This is a genomic window from Novispirillum itersonii subsp. itersonii ATCC 12639, from assembly GCF_000381985.1.
Lineage (GTDB): Bacteria > Pseudomonadota > Alphaproteobacteria > Rhodospirillales > Rhodospirillaceae > Novispirillum > Novispirillum itersonii.
In genome coordinates this window covers 52,088-67,912 of the sequence record NZ_KB907341.1, presented here as the reverse complement: position 1 = coordinate 67,912, position 15,825 = coordinate 52,088, and the positions used below count along the sequence as shown (strand labels likewise).

Annotated in this window: 15 protein-coding genes; 9 read left to right on the top strand and 6 right to left on the bottom strand. The window is 62.3% G+C overall.

Annotated elements, in window-relative coordinates:
* Window positions 1-2 precede the first annotated feature (2 nt).
* On the bottom strand, window positions 3-386 hold the full coding sequence (locus tag G365_RS0109055; protein ID WP_019645202.1) for a winged helix-turn-helix transcriptional regulator: 384 nt from the start codon (window positions 384-386) through the stop codon (window positions 3-5).
* Between the two features lie 174 nt (window positions 387-560).
* Here G365_RS0109055 and gstA point away from each other — a divergent pair, with 174 nt between their 5' ends.
* From gstA to G365_RS0109020, 7 genes are all read left to right on the top strand, one after another.
* A complete protein-coding gene (gstA, locus tag G365_RS0109050; RefSeq protein WP_019645201.1) occupies window positions 561-1,166 on the top strand; it encodes a glutathione transferase GstA in 606 nt (201 codons plus the stop codon).
* A gap of 181 nt (window positions 1,167-1,347) precedes the next feature.
* Window positions 1,348-1,698, top strand: coding sequence for a hypothetical protein (locus G365_RS0109045; RefSeq protein WP_019645200.1), 351 nt, complete (start codon window positions 1,348-1,350; stop codon window positions 1,696-1,698).
* Between the two features lie 377 nt (window positions 1,699-2,075).
* Window positions 2,076-3,440, top strand: a complete 1,365-nt coding sequence (locus G365_RS0109040) for a methyl-accepting chemotaxis protein (RefSeq protein ID WP_019645199.1) — start codon at window positions 2,076-2,078, stop codon at window positions 3,438-3,440.
* A gap of 293 nt (window positions 3,441-3,733) precedes the next feature.
* On the top strand, window positions 3,734-4,879 hold the full coding sequence (locus G365_RS0109035; RefSeq protein WP_019645198.1) for an ATP phosphoribosyltransferase regulatory subunit: 1,146 nt from the start codon (window positions 3,734-3,736) through the stop codon (window positions 4,877-4,879).
* A gap of 133 nt (window positions 4,880-5,012) precedes the next feature.
* Window positions 5,013-6,302, top strand: coding sequence for an adenylosuccinate synthase (locus tag G365_RS0109030; RefSeq protein ID WP_019645197.1), 1,290 nt, complete (start codon window positions 5,013-5,015; stop codon window positions 6,300-6,302).
* A gap of 223 nt (window positions 6,303-6,525) precedes the next feature.
* Complete coding sequence (locus G365_RS0109025; protein WP_019645196.1) at window positions 6,526-8,544, top strand: serine/threonine-protein kinase; 2,019 nt, start codon at window positions 6,526-6,528, stop codon at window positions 8,542-8,544.
* Window positions 8,545-8,549: 5 nt separating this feature from the next.
* Complete coding sequence (locus G365_RS0109020; RefSeq protein ID WP_019645195.1) at window positions 8,550-9,095, top strand: hypothetical protein; 546 nt, start codon at window positions 8,550-8,552, stop codon at window positions 9,093-9,095.
* A 90-nt stretch (window positions 9,096-9,185) separates the two neighbouring features.
* On the opposite strand, the gene G365_RS0109015 is transcribed toward G365_RS0109020, so the two are convergent.
* The 4 genes from G365_RS0109015 to G365_RS0109000 all read right to left on the bottom strand — a co-directional run bounded on the left by G365_RS0109015 (window position 9,186) and on the right by G365_RS0109000 (window position 13,412).
* A complete protein-coding gene (locus G365_RS0109015; RefSeq protein ID WP_019645194.1) occupies window positions 9,186-10,004 on the bottom strand; it encodes an ABC transporter permease in 819 nt (272 codons plus the stop codon).
* Complete coding sequence (locus G365_RS0109010) at window positions 10,001-11,050, bottom strand: ABC transporter permease (RefSeq protein WP_019645193.1); 1,050 nt, start codon at window positions 11,048-11,050, stop codon at window positions 10,001-10,003. Before G365_RS0109010 ends, G365_RS0109015 begins: the two co-directional genes overlap by 4 nt.
* 9 nt (window positions 11,051-11,059) lie before the next feature.
* Entirely contained in the window at window positions 11,060-12,151 is a 1,092-nt protein-coding gene (locus tag G365_RS0109005; protein WP_019645192.1) for an ABC transporter ATP-binding protein, read from the bottom strand.
* 115 nt (window positions 12,152-12,266) lie between these two features.
* Window positions 12,267-13,412, bottom strand: a complete 1,146-nt coding sequence (locus tag G365_RS0109000; protein WP_019645191.1) for an extracellular solute-binding protein — start codon at window positions 13,410-13,412, stop codon at window positions 12,267-12,269.
* Between the two features lie 191 nt (window positions 13,413-13,603).
* Between G365_RS0109000 and G365_RS0108995 the strand changes: the two genes are divergently transcribed.
* Together G365_RS0108995 and G365_RS23785 are read left to right on the top strand one after the other, a co-directional pair.
* Window positions 13,604-14,428 carry an alkaline phosphatase family protein gene (locus tag G365_RS0108995; RefSeq protein ID WP_019645190.1) on the top strand — a complete coding sequence of 275 codons (825 nt, stop codon included), beginning with the start codon at window positions 13,604-13,606 and terminating at the stop codon, window positions 14,426-14,428.
* Between the two features lie 64 nt (window positions 14,429-14,492).
* Window positions 14,493-15,053 carry a hypothetical protein gene (locus G365_RS23785; RefSeq protein WP_155976203.1) on the top strand — a complete coding sequence of 187 codons (561 nt, stop codon included), beginning with the start codon at window positions 14,493-14,495 and terminating at the stop codon, window positions 15,051-15,053.
* A 9-nt stretch (window positions 15,054-15,062) separates the two neighbouring features.
* Here G365_RS23785 and G365_RS0108985 read toward each other — a convergent pair whose 3' ends face one another.
* Complete coding sequence (locus G365_RS0108985; protein ID WP_019645188.1) at window positions 15,063-15,821, bottom strand: metallophosphoesterase family protein; 759 nt, start codon at window positions 15,819-15,821, stop codon at window positions 15,063-15,065.
* Between the last annotated feature and the right edge of the window lie 4 nt (window positions 15,822-15,825).

Below are 15,825 nucleotides of genomic sequence, written 5' to 3'. Positions count from 1 at the left end.
GCTTACTCTGCGGCGTTGGCGGCGTTCTGGGCGGCCTGCATCTGCGCCTGCACCTTCAGTTTGTGGCCGATTTCAGCGATGGTCTGAATGGCTGGCAGAAGTTCCCGCCCCAGCGGCGTCAGGCTGTATTCGACTGATGGCGGAGAGGTCGGCATGACCTGCCGGATCACGATCGCACGGTCTTCCAGATCCCGCAGGCGGGTGCTGAGCATCTTTGCCGAAATGGCCGGTATATCGTGCCGCAGCTCGGAAAAGCGCCGGGGGCCGCCACTGAGGTACCAGATGATGTTGGGGGTCCAGGCGCCGCCCAGCAGCGACATACAGTGACTCAGCGGGCACATGTTCGGCGGGGCCGGGGCGTTGTTTTTCCGCAGCTTCAGGGCCATGGTGCAGGCATCCTGTCCGGGGTGAGTAGGCAATGGCAGTACGTTACCAGATGGAAACCGGAAAGTGAAGGTAACATAATGTTATCTGATGACGGAAGGTGATGGCCGCGCTTACCATCGGCACCGGATCAAGAGCGGGGATGACCCCGCCAGTCTGACTGGAGACATCTGACGATGAAGCTGTATTACTCCCCCGGCGCCTGCTCTCTGGCCTCTCATATCGTGCTGCGCGAAGCTGGCGTGTCCGTCGATCTGGAGAAGGTGGCGCTGGCGACCCGGACCACGGAAAGCGGGGCTGACTTTGCCGCCATCAATCCCAAGGGCTATGTTCCGGCGCTGGTGCTTGAGGATGGGTCGCTGCTGACCGAAGGCGTGGCGATCATGCAGTACGTGGCGGAGGCCAACCCGCATGCCGGTCTGGCCCCCAAGGATGCCCTGTCCCGTGCCCGGGTGCAGGAAGCGCTGAACTATCTGGGGACGGAAGTTCATAAGTCTTTCAGCCCGCTGTTCAAGCCGTGGACGACTGAAGAAGGCAAGGCGCAGGCCCGTGAAATGGTGCTGAAGCGCCTTGGCCTGATCGAGACTCAGCTGGCGGATGGCCGGGACTGGCTGCTGGGCGATGCCCCGACCGTGGCGGATTTCTACCTCTTCGTCATCACCAACTGGGCGGGGCATGTGGCGGTATCGCTGGACGGCTTCCCGAACCTGAATGCGCTGCGGGCCAGAATTGCGGCCCGCCCGGCGGTTCAGGCGGCGCTGAAAGCGGAAGGCCTGATCTGACGGCGTTTCTGCGGGTTGATTGCGGTTATGGTTGCAACGGCAGGGGTCCCCCCCTGCCGTTGTCTTTTTCTGTGCGCGGCTGTGATCGCTGCCCTTGACGCCGGGCGGGCGGTGACGCACCTGAAAAGGCGGAACGGGTCTCTCCGGCTGCTCTGACAGCCCTGCACGGAACGAGGTAACAATGCTGCAGCGTATCAAACCGGCTCTTCTGGCTGGCCTGACCGGTTTTATCCTCCTGACGGGCCCCGGTGTTGCCCGGGCGGAAACCGCCCCGTCCTGTGCGGTGGTGCAGACCCGCTGTGATGCGTCCTGCGCGGCCCGCTACACATCTGAGGCCGGAAAGGTCGGGTGTCAGGCCCGCTGCGCCTCTGAGCGGGGGGCCTGTGATGCGTCTGCCGGGTATGATCAGGCGAAACCGTGGGTGAAAAAGAAAGTGCAGTCGGTCGGTGAGTTTTTTGACGGGCTGACGGATGGTGGCGAGAGCCCCCCGTCGGAGCCGCCACCGGCAAAACCGGCACCGGTCAGGAACTGAGGAGGCAGGGGATCGCACCGGCGTCCCGCAGGCAGTCTGCACCCGAATCGCAGGCAGACGATCTGACAGCGGCGGAGAGAGGGGCTCCGCCGTTTGTCGTAAAAATCAGCGGTGTTTATGACCGTATAGAAAAAATGGATAAGGCTGTTTCGCGCTATCGTTTTGTTGAGGTTTCATTTTTGTGACAGATGCAAAATCTGTGAGCTGATTATACATATTATTATTGTTGTTTCAGGGTTTGGGGTGTACTCCAAAAGCCGGTTGGGGGCACCCGCTTTGCGGGATTGTCTTACGTCTTGAAAAACCGGTACCGCTGTCAGGCTTAAATCTGTCGCCGGGTCCGGACAGGGGAAACGATCAGGCAGGGATGGCACCGAATGATCCGGGATGAACAGAAAGACCGCATTGCAGGGGAAACAGGGCTGTCCGCTGATGTGGCGGAACGGCTGGAGCAGGCAATCCGTCTGATGACGGAAGGCTGTTATCTGTCGGTAGCGGATGGGGCCCATCCGCTGGAGCGGCAGATGTACCAGATGGCACAGGCCGTTCATCAGCGGGCAAAAAGCGAACTGGTCCGCACCGTCAGTATGTCGGTCAATGTCAATGAAAGCGTCACCGCCACGGCGGAAATGAAGCGGGCGGTGGAAGAGGTGCGGCACCGTACCCAGTCGATTGCCTCGGCAATTGATGAAATGGCCACTGGTGTCACCGAAATCTCCCGCTTTACCGGGGATGTGGCGCGCGAGGCGGAGGAAAGCCACCGCGCGGCAGAAGAGGCGCGGCGTACCGGACATGGCGCGGTGCAGGCGGTGGCGGAAATCACTGATGTGGTGAGCGACGCCTCCCGGCAGGTTGACCGCCTGCATGAGGCGTCTGACCAGATCGGGGTGATTGTCCAGCAGATTGAGGCGATTGCCCGTCAGACCAACCTGTTGGCCCTGAATGCCACCATCGAGGCGGCGCGGGCCGGGGAAACCGGAAAAGGGTTTGCCGTGGTGGCGTCGGAGGTCAAGACGCTGGCGCAGCAGACAGCCCGGGCGACGGTGGATATCCGCAGCCGGATTGCCGCCCTGCAGGAAGGGATGAGCGGGATCATGCACACCATGCATGCCGGGGCCGAGGCGGTGGAACGGGGGCAGGGTGTGATCACCGCGGCAGGAACCGGGATGGACATGGTGCTGTCGCATGTCGAGCGTGTCAGCCTGCGGGTTGCCGAGATTGCCGCGATCCTTGACCAGCAGACCGCGGCATCGGCAGAAATCTCTTCGGGTGTCACTGCGATTGCCCGGATGACGTCGGCCAACGTGCAGGCGATTGAGGAAATTCTGACCGTCTCTGACGATACGGATACCCTGATCCGGCTGGCGGTGGCTTCTCTGTCGGAAACCGAAATTGAAGACTTCACCATTCATGTTGCCAAGTCTGATCATATGATCTGGCGCAAGCGGCTGGCGGAGATGGCCGCCGGGCGGGAGAAGCTGGACCCGAAAGAGCTGGCCGATCATACATCCTGCCGTCTTGGCCGCTGGTATACGGCAGTGAAAGACGCGGGGCTGACCGGGCATCCCGCCTTTCTGCGGCTGGAAGAGCCGCACCGGGAGGTACATGCCGCCGGAATTGAGGCGGCCCGCCGGTATGCCGACGGTGATGTTGATGGGGCGCTGGAACAGATTGCCCGTGTTGCCGAGGCCTCCAAGGGGGTGATGTCGGCGCTGGATGACCTCTGTAACCGCCCCCGCTGAGGGGTATGCTCAGGGCTGCCGCCGCGGCCTGTGGCAAATCAGCAGGGGGAGTGCGGTTTTCGTTTGCCCCCGGCAGGGGGAATGGAGTACACAGCGTTACCGCCGGTCCGGGCATCCCCCGTGACCGGCGGAGTCGTGTTCGGCCTCCCCCGTTTGCTTTGCCGCAGAGGCGCAGCGCAGGAACGGGGAGGGCGTCGTTAGTGGCTCCGTCCGGCAGAAATGCCTGTTTCGTCCACCGCGCCTGCCCGCTGTTGCCGGGCTGGCCGCACCGCAGTTCAGGGAAAACCACCCGGATGTCCGATACCGTCAGCAAGGCATTGTTGCCCGCAGGTCTGCGCGATTTTCTTCCGCCGGATGCTGCGTTGGAAGCCCATGTCGTCTCCGGTCTGATGGCGGATTTCGGTGCCCATGGTTACGAACGGGTCAAGCCGCCGCTGATCGAGTTTGAAGAGAACCTTCTGGACGGTGCCGGGGCTGCGACCTCTAAGGATACCTTCCGGATGATGGATCCGGTCTCGCAGCGGATGATGGGTCTGCGGGCCGACATGACCATTCAGGTTGCCCGGATTGCCACCACCCGTCTGTCGAAGGCCCCGCGCCCGCTGCGGCTGTGCTATTCCGGGCAGGTGCTGCGGGTGAAGGGAACCCAGCTGAATCCGGAGCGGCAGTTTACGCAGGCCGGTCTGGAACTGATCGGCTCTGACTCTCCGGCTGCCGATGCCGAGGTGATGGCCCTGACCGCCGGGGCGCTGACGGCGCTGGGTGTGCAGGGGGTCAGCGTTGATCTCAACCTGCCGACACTGGTGCCGGTGCTGTGTGACGAGATGGAGCTGTCACCGGAAACCCAGCTGCGTCTGCGTGCGGCGCTGGACCAGAAAGACGCTGCTGCCGTCCGTGAAATGGGTGGCCCGATTCAGGACCTGTTCGGTGAACTGATCCGCTGCTCCGGCGAAGTGGATACGGTGCTGGACCGTCTGGGGCAGATTGATCTGCCGCAGGCTGCCGCTCAGCGGCGTGACCGCCTGAAGACGGTGGTGGCGCTGGTGCGCCGCCTGATGCCGGGGCTGTCGCTGACCGTTGATGCCGTTGAAAACCGTGGCTTTGAATACCATACCGGTATCAGCTTCTCGATTTTTGCGCCGGGGGCCCGGGGTGAGCTGGCCCGGGGCGGGCGTTACCGCGCCGGATCGGCGAAAGAAAAAGCCGTGGGCTGCACGGTTTATGTTGATACGGTGATGGGCGTGATTGCCCCGCCCGCAGACCGCCCGCGCCTGCTTCTGCCCTATGGTGACCGTGCGCAGGCTGCGGCGTGGCAGTCAAAGGGCTGGGTGACGGTGGCGATGCTGGAGGACGGCGTGGCCGACCCCGAGGCTGAAGCCCGCCGCCAGCGCTGCACCCATTATGTCTCCAACGGGCAGGTCAGGGCGGTCGGCGGCTGAGGCTGCCCCGTCTGACGGGCCTGACAGAATTACCCCGGCCGCGGCCGGGCCTTCCCGACCGGAACAGACCGGTCCTTTTCCCCGACCGGCAGGGACCGGTCCTGTTTACAGAGTCAAGGTAGGGATCAAGCCCATGACCAACGTGGTTGTCATCGGTTCTCAGTGGGGCGATGAAGGCAAAGGCAAGGTTGTCGACTGGCTCGCCTCGCGGGCGGATGTTGTTGTGCGCTTTCAGGGCGGCCACAACGCTGGCCACACGCTGGTGGTTGACGGCGTTTCCTACAAGCTGAGCCTGCTGCCGTCGGGCGTGGTGCGCGGGACCCCGTCGATCATCGGCAACGGTGTGGTGGTTGACCCGTGGGCGCTGCTGCGGGAAATCGACAACATTGCCAAGCAGGGCGTGAAGATCACCCCCGATGTGCTGATGCTGGCGGAAAACGCCGCCCTGATTCTGCCGCTGCACGGCAACCTTGACCGCGCCCGCGAAGCGGCTGCCGGGGCCGGTAAGATCGGCACCACCGGCCGTGGTATCGGGCCGGCCTACGAAGACAAGGTTGGCCGCCGCGCCATCCGCGTCTGCGATCTGGCCGATGAAGCGGCGCTGGGCGCCAAGATTGACCGCCTGCTGGCCCATCACAACCCGCTGCTGCGCGGTCTGGGGGAGCCGGAGCTGGATCCGGCCCAGATTCTGGCTGAGCTGAAAGAAATCGCCCCGCAGATCCTGCCGTATGCCCGCCCGGTGTGGCGCGTGCTGTCGGAATACCGCAAGGCCGGTAAGCGTATTCTGTTTGAAGGCGCGCAGGGCTCGCTGCTGGACGTCGATCACGGCACCTATCCGTTCGTCACCTCCTCCAACACCCTTGGCGGTCAGGCGGCGGTTGGGTCCGGCATGGGGCCGGGCGGCATCGGCTATGTGCTGGGCATCACCAAGGCCTACACCACCCGCGTCGGCGAAGGGCCGTTCCCGACCGAGCTGTTCGATGACGTCGGTGAGCGTCTGGGCACCCGTGGCCACGAATTCGGCACCGTCACCGGCCGTAAGCGCCGCTGTGGCTGGTTTGATGCCGTGCTGGTGCGTCAGGCGGTCAAGACCGGTGGCATCGACGGCATTGCCCTGACCAAGCTGGATGTTCTTGACGGTTTCGAGAAGCTGAAAGTCTGTGTCGGCTACCGCATCGACGGTAAGGAAATTGACTATCTGCCGGCCTCGATGAGTGCGCAGGCGAAGGTCGAGCCGATTTACGAAGTGCTGGAAGGCTGGAGCGAAAGCACCGAAGGTGCCCGCAGCTTTGCTGATCTTCCGGCTACTGCCGTTAAGTACGTGCGGCGGATCGAAGAGCTGATTGAGGCCCCGGTGGCTCTGCTGTCGACCAGCCCGGAACGCGAAGATACCATTCTGGTGCGTGATCCGTTCACCGATTGATCGCGGCATCTGATCGGCTGATAAAACCGTATGACGGGCCGGGGGCAGTGCTTCCGGCCCGTTGTCTTTGCGAGTATCCCTGCACATTTTATGGACAGCGGCGCGTTATCTTGAGGGATTGCCCGTTTTTTCAGAGTTTTGTAATCGTATTTTGCGTATCCTCCTGAAGATTGAGTTTCCACCCTCTATTTTTACCGGCTGACAGAAAAGGCTCCCCCCCGGCATGGCGAATGAGGCTCCGATCACGGCAGGTGGCGCGGTCATCCTGCGCGAGCGGTTCGAAATTGATCCGACCAAGCCGATCAACGACCTGAGCACCCCTCAGGCGCTGGCCTTTGCCTGTGCTGACAAGCGGGGGGCGGGGCGTTCCCTGTTCGCATTGATTTGCCGTCATGACCTGCCGTTGCGAATGGGCGCGATGCGGGCGATGAAGGGCGTGCAGGCCGCCGGTGTGCTGACGCTGGTGGATTACGGCATCATCGACTGGCCTCTGGTCGGGCGGAAGGTGATGGTGGTGGTGTATGAACGGCCCGGCGGCCCGCGGGTGCTGCCCAAGCCGGGCGCGAAGTTTGACCCGATCCCGGAAATTCTGTTCCCGAAAAAAGTGCTGCGGCCCCTGTTTAATGCCCTGAACGAAATGTCGCAGCGTGGGGTTGTGCACCGGGCGATCCGGCTGGATAACCTGTTCTGGTCAGATTCCGGCAAGGATCATATCGTTCTTGGCGATTATGTCACCTCGCCGCCGGGCTATGACAATCCGGCGCTGTATGAGCCGCTGGAACTGGCGATGGCCAACCCGGAAGGGCGCGGCCAGACCAGCGTGAAAGACGATCTTTATGCGCTGGGCATGGTTTCGATCGGCCTGCTGAATGGCCGCGACTTTCCGGTGCAGGGGCAGGGCGCGGCGGAGGTGGTGGCGGCAAAGCTAGCCCAGTCCACCTATGCCAACTATGCCACCGACAGCCGGGTGCCGCTGAATCTGCTGGAGTTGTTACGCGGTCTGCTCTGCGATGACACCCGCGACCGCTGGAAGCTGGAAGATCTGGACCTGTGGCTCAACGGTCGGCGGGTGACACCGATACAGCCCAAACCGGCAAAGCGGTCTCAGCGACCGTTCAAGTTTGAGGGCAAGGATTTCTTCGCGGTGCGGGAACTGGCGAATGCCATGTCCCGCCAATGGGATGCCGCCGCGCAGGTGATCATGGATGGCCGGGTGGAAATCTGGCTGCGCCGGGGTTTGGAAGATAACGAGCTGGCGGATGCGGTGGCGTCAGCCATCCGCATGGCGCAGGCGACCGGCGATCCCCGACAGGCCGGGGATGTGGCAGTGGCCCGGGTGCTGATGATCCTTGATCCCCGCGCGCCGATCCGGTACCGCGAGATCCGGGTGACCCTTGACGGTTTCGGGGCGGCCTTGGCCATGGCCTTCATGCAGAAAAAGGCGCTGCGGCCCTATGCGGAGATTCTCGCCCGTGATCTGGCAAAGTACTGGGTCGGGGCGCAGGGCTACCATAATACCGAGCTGGGGCACTATGAATCCCAGTTCAAAGATCTGGCGGGCAATCTGTCCACCCCGATGATGGGGTGGGGGATTGAGCGCTGCCTGTACGAACTGAATGAGACCCTGCACTGCCAGAGCCCGCTGATTGAGGCCGAGTTCGTCTCTGACATCCGCGAGCTTCTTCCCGCACTTGACCGCGCTGCCCAGAAACTGGACCCCAAAACCAAGCCGGTGGACCGGCATATAGCGGCCTATATCGCGGTAAAATGGCAGCGGGATACCAAGGTGCAGTTCCGGACTATGGCGGAGCAGGATCCGGTCCGTGCCACGCTGGGGATGGTCAGCCTGCTGGCGGTCCTGCAATGGCGCCTTGGCCCGCCCGCCCTGCATGGGCTGTGCGGCTGGGTCGGCGGGCAGCTTGCGCCGCTGATCAACAGCTTCAACAGCCGGTCGAAGCGGAAGGAGCTGGAGGCTGAGATCCCCAAGCTGGTCCGCAAGGGCAGTCTGCCGGATCTGTACAACCTGCTGGATAATCAGGAAGACCGTCTGAAGGATGCCGAAGGGTTCGCCTGGGCGCGGGCCGAATATGCTGCGGCCGAGCAGCAGCTGAAGGCGGCCGAGCAGGGGCGTACCGTGATTGATGAGCGCGCCGCCCTGCAGGGTCAGCAGGCTGCGGCGGTGATGGCAACCTGTATTGCCCTGCTGACCGTAACCGCATTGCTGTTCATGAAAGTCTGGTGAGGATAATGGCGAAGGCTGCATCCAAGGCGCTGGGATCAAAAGGGAAGTCCGCCGGGGGCAAAAAGCCGTCGTTGATCCGCAACATCGGTCTGCTGGTGGCGGTGGTGCCGCTGATTTTTGTCTTCATGCCGACAGTGATCTTCATGGGTATTGCCCTGATCCCGACACTGGTGGCGCTGATGGTTGATAAATCGGCCCGGCGGTACTGTGGTATCACGGTCGGGGCCCTCAATTTCTCCGGGGCGCTGCCGTATCTGCTGGATCTGTGGCTGAAGGACCATTCGGTCCCCCATGCGCTGACCCTGCTGGCCAATGTGTTCAATCTGATGGTGATTCTCGGGGCCTCGGCCTTTGGTTGGATGCTGTATGTGGTGACGCCGCTGCTGGTGTCGGGGGCGATGTCGTTTTCTTCATCCAACCGGACCTCCAACCTGAAGACCAAGCAGCAGGATCTGCTGGCGCAGTGGGGGCCGGATGTGGCAAAGGCTGACGACGGAGCAGATATGATGAAAAAGCGTCGCCGCCCGGGGGCGGACGACGACGACGACTGAAGGCCCCGGACCCGGCAGTCTGAGAAAGCATGAAAAAAGCCGCGTCCTCTGAGGAGCGCGGCTTTTCTCTGTCCGAAGGTCCCGGAAGGATTATCCGGCGGGGGTCCGGGCCCGTTCCCGTTGGCGCAGCAGCACGTACAGGACTGCCACCACCACAGTGGTCACCACAAACAGCAACCCGATGATGTTGACCACCGGGGTCAGGCCAAAGCGCATCCGCGATCCGATTTCGGTGACCAGTGTATGGCTGGCACCGATGGAGAAAACCGTGGTGTTATAGTTTTCAATGGATTGCAGAAAAGCAATCACTGCGGCGGACAGCATGGCAGGCCGCAGGAATGGCAGGGTGATCCGCCGGAACACCTGCAGATGGGTGGCCCCCAGATCCAGCGCCGCTTCTTCCAGCGAGGTGTCCTGCCGTTGCAGCCGGGCCATGAACATCAGCATGCAGTAGGCGGCGATAAAGGTGCTCTGGGCCATCACCGTCAGGCCGAGCCCGCCGCCGACATCCACCTGTCGCCAGAAGATCAGGGTGGAGATACCAAGGATAATCCCCGGTGTCAGGACCGGAGAGACCAGCACCCCGTACAGCAGGCTGCCGGTGCGGGCATCAAGGCGGGACAGCAGCAGGGCCCCGGACAGGCCAAGCGGCAGGGACACGGCAATGACCCCGGTGGCGACGATCACCGAATTGACGATCCCCTGCAAAATGCGTTCGTCGGCGGCGAGCTCGGAAAACCAGCGCAGGGAAAACCCTTGCCACTGCGTCACGGATGGGGGGCTGTAGCTGTTAAAGCCGGCGGCCACCATCAGGATCAGCGGCAGGAACAGATAGCCGAAAAACAGGGCCATGTAGACCGACAGGACCACACGGCTGGCGGAAGAGGAAGAAGAAGCCGTGCTGCTCATTTGGCGATATCCCGGATGCCGACCTTAAAGACCTTCATCATGATGATGATGAAGGCCACGCATACCAGCAGCAGGGTGAAGGCGTAGGCCGCGCCCTGATTCCAGTAGAAGCTGTCGTAGAATTTGGAATAGATCAGCTGGGAGAACCACGGCTGGGCGGTGCCCCGGGTCATGATGTGCGGCACCGAGAATGATCCGGCGGACAGCATAAAGGTCATGATGCTGCCGACCGCGATCCCCGGTTTGGCATGGGGCAACACCACCCGGGTGTGGATCTTCCAGGTTGAGGCACCAAGATCCCGTGCGGCCTCGATCTGGTTGCTGTCCAAAGTCTCAATGGTGTTGTAGATCGGAAACACCATGAACAGCACATAGGCATAGACCATCGCCACAAAGACACCGATCCCGCTATCCAGAAAGCGGATCGGCTCCGGCAGGCCCAGCCACAGCAGCACGCTGTTGGCAACCCCCTGATAGTCAAGGATCATCAGCCAGGCGAACACCCGCAGCAGTTCATTGATGGCATAGGGAATCACCAGCCCCAGCAGGATCAGGGCTGCCCGCTGCGGTTTTGCCAGTTTGGCGGCGGCATAAGCCACCGGATAGCACACCGCAAAGGCAATCAGCGTCACCAGCAGCGATGCGCCGATGGTTTTGACGAAGATTTCGGCGTGATAGCCGCTCATCTCGGTATAATTGCCGATGGTATAAACCTTCACCGGGGCGGTATCCTGCCCCTGCAGGGTCGACAGTTCCTGCTCCATCTCGCTGACGGACCGGGCCAGTTTCTCCCGTTCGGCGACCTTATCGGGCTCGGTGGCACCATCAAGGGTGCCAAGATCGTACTGCGCCAGACTGAGGGCGTTGTTCAGCTCCTCAATCCGCATTCCGGCGGTGACGGCGGAATCCGGCTGTTCCAGCCGCCACAGGCTCTGTTCGACCATGAACACCTGTGGGCCGATGATCATCGCCAGCGTCCATACCGCCACCCCCAGCAGGATGATGGTGCCAAGAAGCGGGCCGTAACTGCGGTAGACAGCATTCATCAGGCGGCCTCACTCGTCACGGGCCAGCGCCCCGGCGGGCAGGGCAAGGGCATCCTCGGGGGCAATGCACAGCCAGCGTTCCGCCGCGCTGTCGCTGGCATGGCGGCTGTCGTTGGTGACATGCACTGTCACCGGCAGCCCCTGACAGTCGAAGAACAGGTTGACGAACGGTCCTTCCAGATCGCGGCGCAGGAAGGTACCGCGCAGGGCGAAACCGCTGCCGTCCGGGGTGTCCTGCAGGCGGGTCCGCTCCGGGCGGATAAAGACGATTGCCTTCTCTCCGGCGGTCAGTCCGGCCCCGCAGCGGGCCTGTAGTGTGCCAAAGCGGGTGGCGATGCTGGCCTGCCCGCCGCTGATGGCTTCGACGGTGCCGCTCAGGCGGTTGCTTTCCCCGACAAAGCTGGCGACGAAGCTGGTGGCCGGATTGTCGTAGATGTCATCGCCGCGCCCGACCTGTTCCACGATTCCCGAGCGCATCACGGCGACGCGGTCAGACATGGTCAGCGCTTCCCCCTGATCGTGGGTGATGTAGAGGAAGGTGACCCCGGTTTTGCGCTGGATTTCTTTCAGCTCAGTCCGCATGTGCTGGCGCAGTTTCAGATCCAGCGCCGACAGCGGTTCGTCCAGCAGCAGCACTGCGGGTTCCACCGCCAGCGCCCGGGCGATGGCAACGCGCTGGCGCTGCCCGCCGGAGAGGGCGGTCGGCAGCTTGTCCCCCTGACCGTCCAGCGCGACAAGGGCCAGCAGTTCTTCGGCCTTTTCGCGACGCTGGCGCTTTGAGACCCCGCGGACCTCCAGCCCGAAAGCGACGTTTTCCCATACCGGCATCAGCGGAAACAGCGCCAGATTTTGAAAGATCAGCGCGGTCGGGCGGCGGTTTGGGCCAAGGGCGGTCACATCGGCGTCACCGATGCGGATCGTGCCCCCGGTCGGGGTCATAAAGCCGGAAATCATCCGCAGAAGCGTGGTTTTGCCGCAGCCTGACGGGCCGAGGATAGAGAAGAACTCTCCGGCCTGAATGGTCAGTGTGGTGGGCTGAACGGCGGTGAAATCACCGAACCGCATTGAGACGGAGTCAAGGGAGACGCTTTTGCCGCGCATACGCATCCTGCCGCAGTGGGGGCCTGCCGGGAAAAAGAACGGGGCCGGGGGAAAGAAAACACCGGAAAAGAAACGGGCGCGGGGGCCGGGGGCCCGCCGCGCCCGTCGATCAGCCTCAGGCGTTGGTCAGCTTCTCGACATATTCCTGACGGACCTTAGAGAAGTAAGGCGGCTGCGGCGGCCAGAACACCAGCTTTTCGGTGGAATCGCCGGAATAGGCGGCTTTCTGGAATTCCCGCGCCACTTCGCTGATATGGGCTTCGGCGCCCTTCACAGCGGAGTTGTAGCCGGTGACGTTGGCAATATAGCCACCGACCTTCGGATCCAGCAGATGGTTGATGAAGGCGTAGGCCTGTTCGACATTCTGCGAACCGGACGGGATGCCGACGGTGTCGATCCAGCCGATCCCGCCTTCCTTCGGCATCAGGAACTTCCACTTCTTGTCGAGCTTATACAGCTCAAGACCCGTGGAATCCCAGACCTGACCGATGGTGCATCCGGCATCGGTGAAGGCGGTGCGGGCCTGCGTGCCGTCATTCCAGAACGCGCCGACGTTCTTCTTGTGGGCGGCGGCAAACTTCAGGCAGCCGTCCATCACGCGGCGCATTTCGGCTTCCGACTTATAGATATCCAGCGAGCGGTTGCTCTTCACCTCGCCGATGGCGTCGAGGTAGATGGCCAGGCCGATCAGCACCGACTTCTGGCGCATGGCGACCTTTTTGGTCAGGTCGCCGTTCCACATGTGGGCGTAAGACAGCTCGCCGTACTTGGCCGGGAATTTGGTGGAATCGAGGGCGATCGCCTCCGTGCCCCAGATGTGCGGGATCAGGTAGCGCTTCCCCTTGCTGACCCCGCCGGAGGTGATGGAGCCGCGCCACAGACCGGCGTCGATGGCATCCACCTTGATCTTCTTTTCGTCCAGTGCCAGCAGCAGGTTGCCGTTGTCGTAGTTGGTGCGGGTGTCAATGGACGGGAACACCACGTCAAAGCCCTTACCGCCCGATGCACGCAGCTTGTTTTCCAGCTCGTCATTGGCACCGTAGGTCGCCAGCGTCGTCTTGATGCCGGTGGCCTTCTCAAAGTCGGCGATCACGCTTTCCAGCTTGTAATCACCCCAGCTGTAGACAGTGAGGGAGCCGGAGGAGGAACGGGCATTGCGTACGTAGGCCGGGGCGGCGGCCAGCACGGCACCGGCGGCTGCGCCCTTCAGAACGGTGCGGCGGTTCAGGCCGCCGGTCAGCAGGGTCTTCAGATCAGACATGGTTGTTCCCCAGATTTCATAAATGCAGAGTTGTCAGGTCAACATCAAACGGGTACTCGCAGAACGAAGCGCGCAGTGTAAAAGGGGACTGCGACAGTTTGGTGACGGACGGATGAAAGTTTCATGCCGCTGTACAATCAGCGGATAATGATTGCATACGTCTGCACCTGTTCAAAGCGGAGTTTGAGGGAATGGCCGGAAGAGAAAGCGGTTTTCCGAAAGTGGTTCTGGTTGTGCTGGACGGGCTGGGGGCGGAAACCGCCTTCGCCGAATTCGGCTGGCTGGAAGCGCTGACAGCTGCCGGGCGGGCCGCCCGCTGGACCATGACCTGCTGTCTGCCCAGCCTGTCCCGGCCCCTCTACCATACTGTTTTAAGCGGTCTTCCGCCGCTTAAGCACGGCGTCATCAGCAACGAGGTCAACAGGCTGGCCGGGGACGAGACGGTGTTCAGCGTCGCCCGGGCGCAGGGCCGCCGGACGGCGGCGTCAGCCTCCCACTGGTTTGCCGAGCTGTATCATGCCAATCCTTATGTTCCGGCAGAGCATCGGGAGGTCGATGATCCACGCGCGCTGATCCAGCATGGCCGGTATTACAGCACCTTCGATTGCCCGGATGAAGAGGTGTTCCACGCGGCGGGATCGCTGATCCGCCGCCATGCCCCGGATTTCCTGCTGCTGCATGCCCCGGCCTGCGACACCGTCGGCCACCGTTTCGGCGGGCAGTCGCCGGAGTACCGGCGCACCGCTTCGATGGCCGGGGATCTGATCGCCCGGTATGGCACCGACTGGCTGGAGCGTGGCTACCGGCTGGTGGTGACGGCGGATCATGGCATGGATGAGATCGGCTGGCATGGCGGCACCCGTCCGGCGGCACGGCAGGTGCCGTTCTATGTGGTCGGGGCGCGGGTCAGCGGGGTGCAGACGGCAACTGCCGACCAGCTTTCGGTGGCGCCGACGGTGCTGTCGCTGCTGGGGCTGCCGGTTCCCGCCGGGATGACCGGGGTGGTGTTGGGGTGAACATCTCAGGGTTGATTTTTTAGGTCAAATCTATACCCTCCACTCATTCAATCGGAGGTGGTGAATGGGTGGAATGAAGTCTTTTATTCTGATTCTGTGTCTTCTGATCGCCGGATGCGCGCCGGTATCTGTGGTAGAGCCGACAGGGGGCAACCGGGCGCGGGTCCGCTTTGTTACCAATACGGAAGGAATAACGGTTCTACGAGCCTACGAAGGCGAAAACTGTTCCGGAGAGGAACAGGAGTGGGTGCGTATGCGGAATGGATATCTTCTTACCGGAAGTGAGAAGCGGCTTGGAATTCCATTGTGGTCGTATAACGTAAATGCTGCAAAAGAGCTTTATGTGAATACAGATAAAGCAATGCATGGAATGTTTTTTGGAAGCGAAAGCGTCGGAAACTATGTTGTATCCTGCGCTGTTCCTTTTACGTTCTCATTTCTACCTGATCATGATTATGAGGTATCGTATAAATTTTTTATTAGCACCTGTCTTGTCGAAGTTTCTGAGATTGAAGGGAATAGTCAGGGTGGCTTTCGTGCCCGACAGCTCTCTGTTTTCGACAATAAACTTGATGAACGGGATGCGAGCTGTAAGAAACACTTCCGGCAAGGGCGCCGTTCATAGCAGCACTCTTCAGAGCGTCCCTGTCCGCAGCGCCTGCGCCCAGTCAGGGCGGGCGTTGCGGTCAGCCTGACCGGCGGCCAGAGCGGTGTCGTAAGGCAGACTGATCAGATCGACGGTCCAACCTTCCGGGGTCTGGTCCAGCAGGGCGTAGCGGGCGTCCGGGCTGCCGGTGGCGACCTTGTGAGGGATCGGGTGATCGTCGGTATAGGCGGGCAGGCCGACGCTGCCGGGATTGACGATCAGCGGCCCCTCGTTCAGGTGCACCGTGCGCGGCAGGTGAGTGTGACCACACAGGATCAGATCTGCTGTCACAGCCCCCAGCCGGGTACGGATTTCGGCCTCTGTCGCCGGGCGCACACCATCCGGGGCGGTGGCGTCTACGGTGTCCAGCCAATAGGTCAGGTCACTGTCGGGGGTGCCGTGACACAGCAGGATGTCAGGCGTCAGCCATGCCCGTGTCGGCAGGGTCGTCAGCCAGTCCCGGCTGGCCGGACTCAGGCAGGCATGAGCATGCCGGTCTGACGGGCCACGCCGGACCGGATCAAAGTCCAGAAGCTGCCGTTCATGATTACCGGCAATCTGCACCCAGTCTGTCCGTGATCGCAGCAGGGTGGCGGTCTCTTCCGGCCACAGCGGGCCGGAAAGATGGTCGCCAAGGGTGACGATCTGCACGTCCCGCCCCCCGGTCCGGCGGTCCACGTCAGCCAGCACCGCCTGCAGGGCAGGCAGGTTGCCGTGGATGTCAGACAGGATGGCGAGACGTGTCATCAGC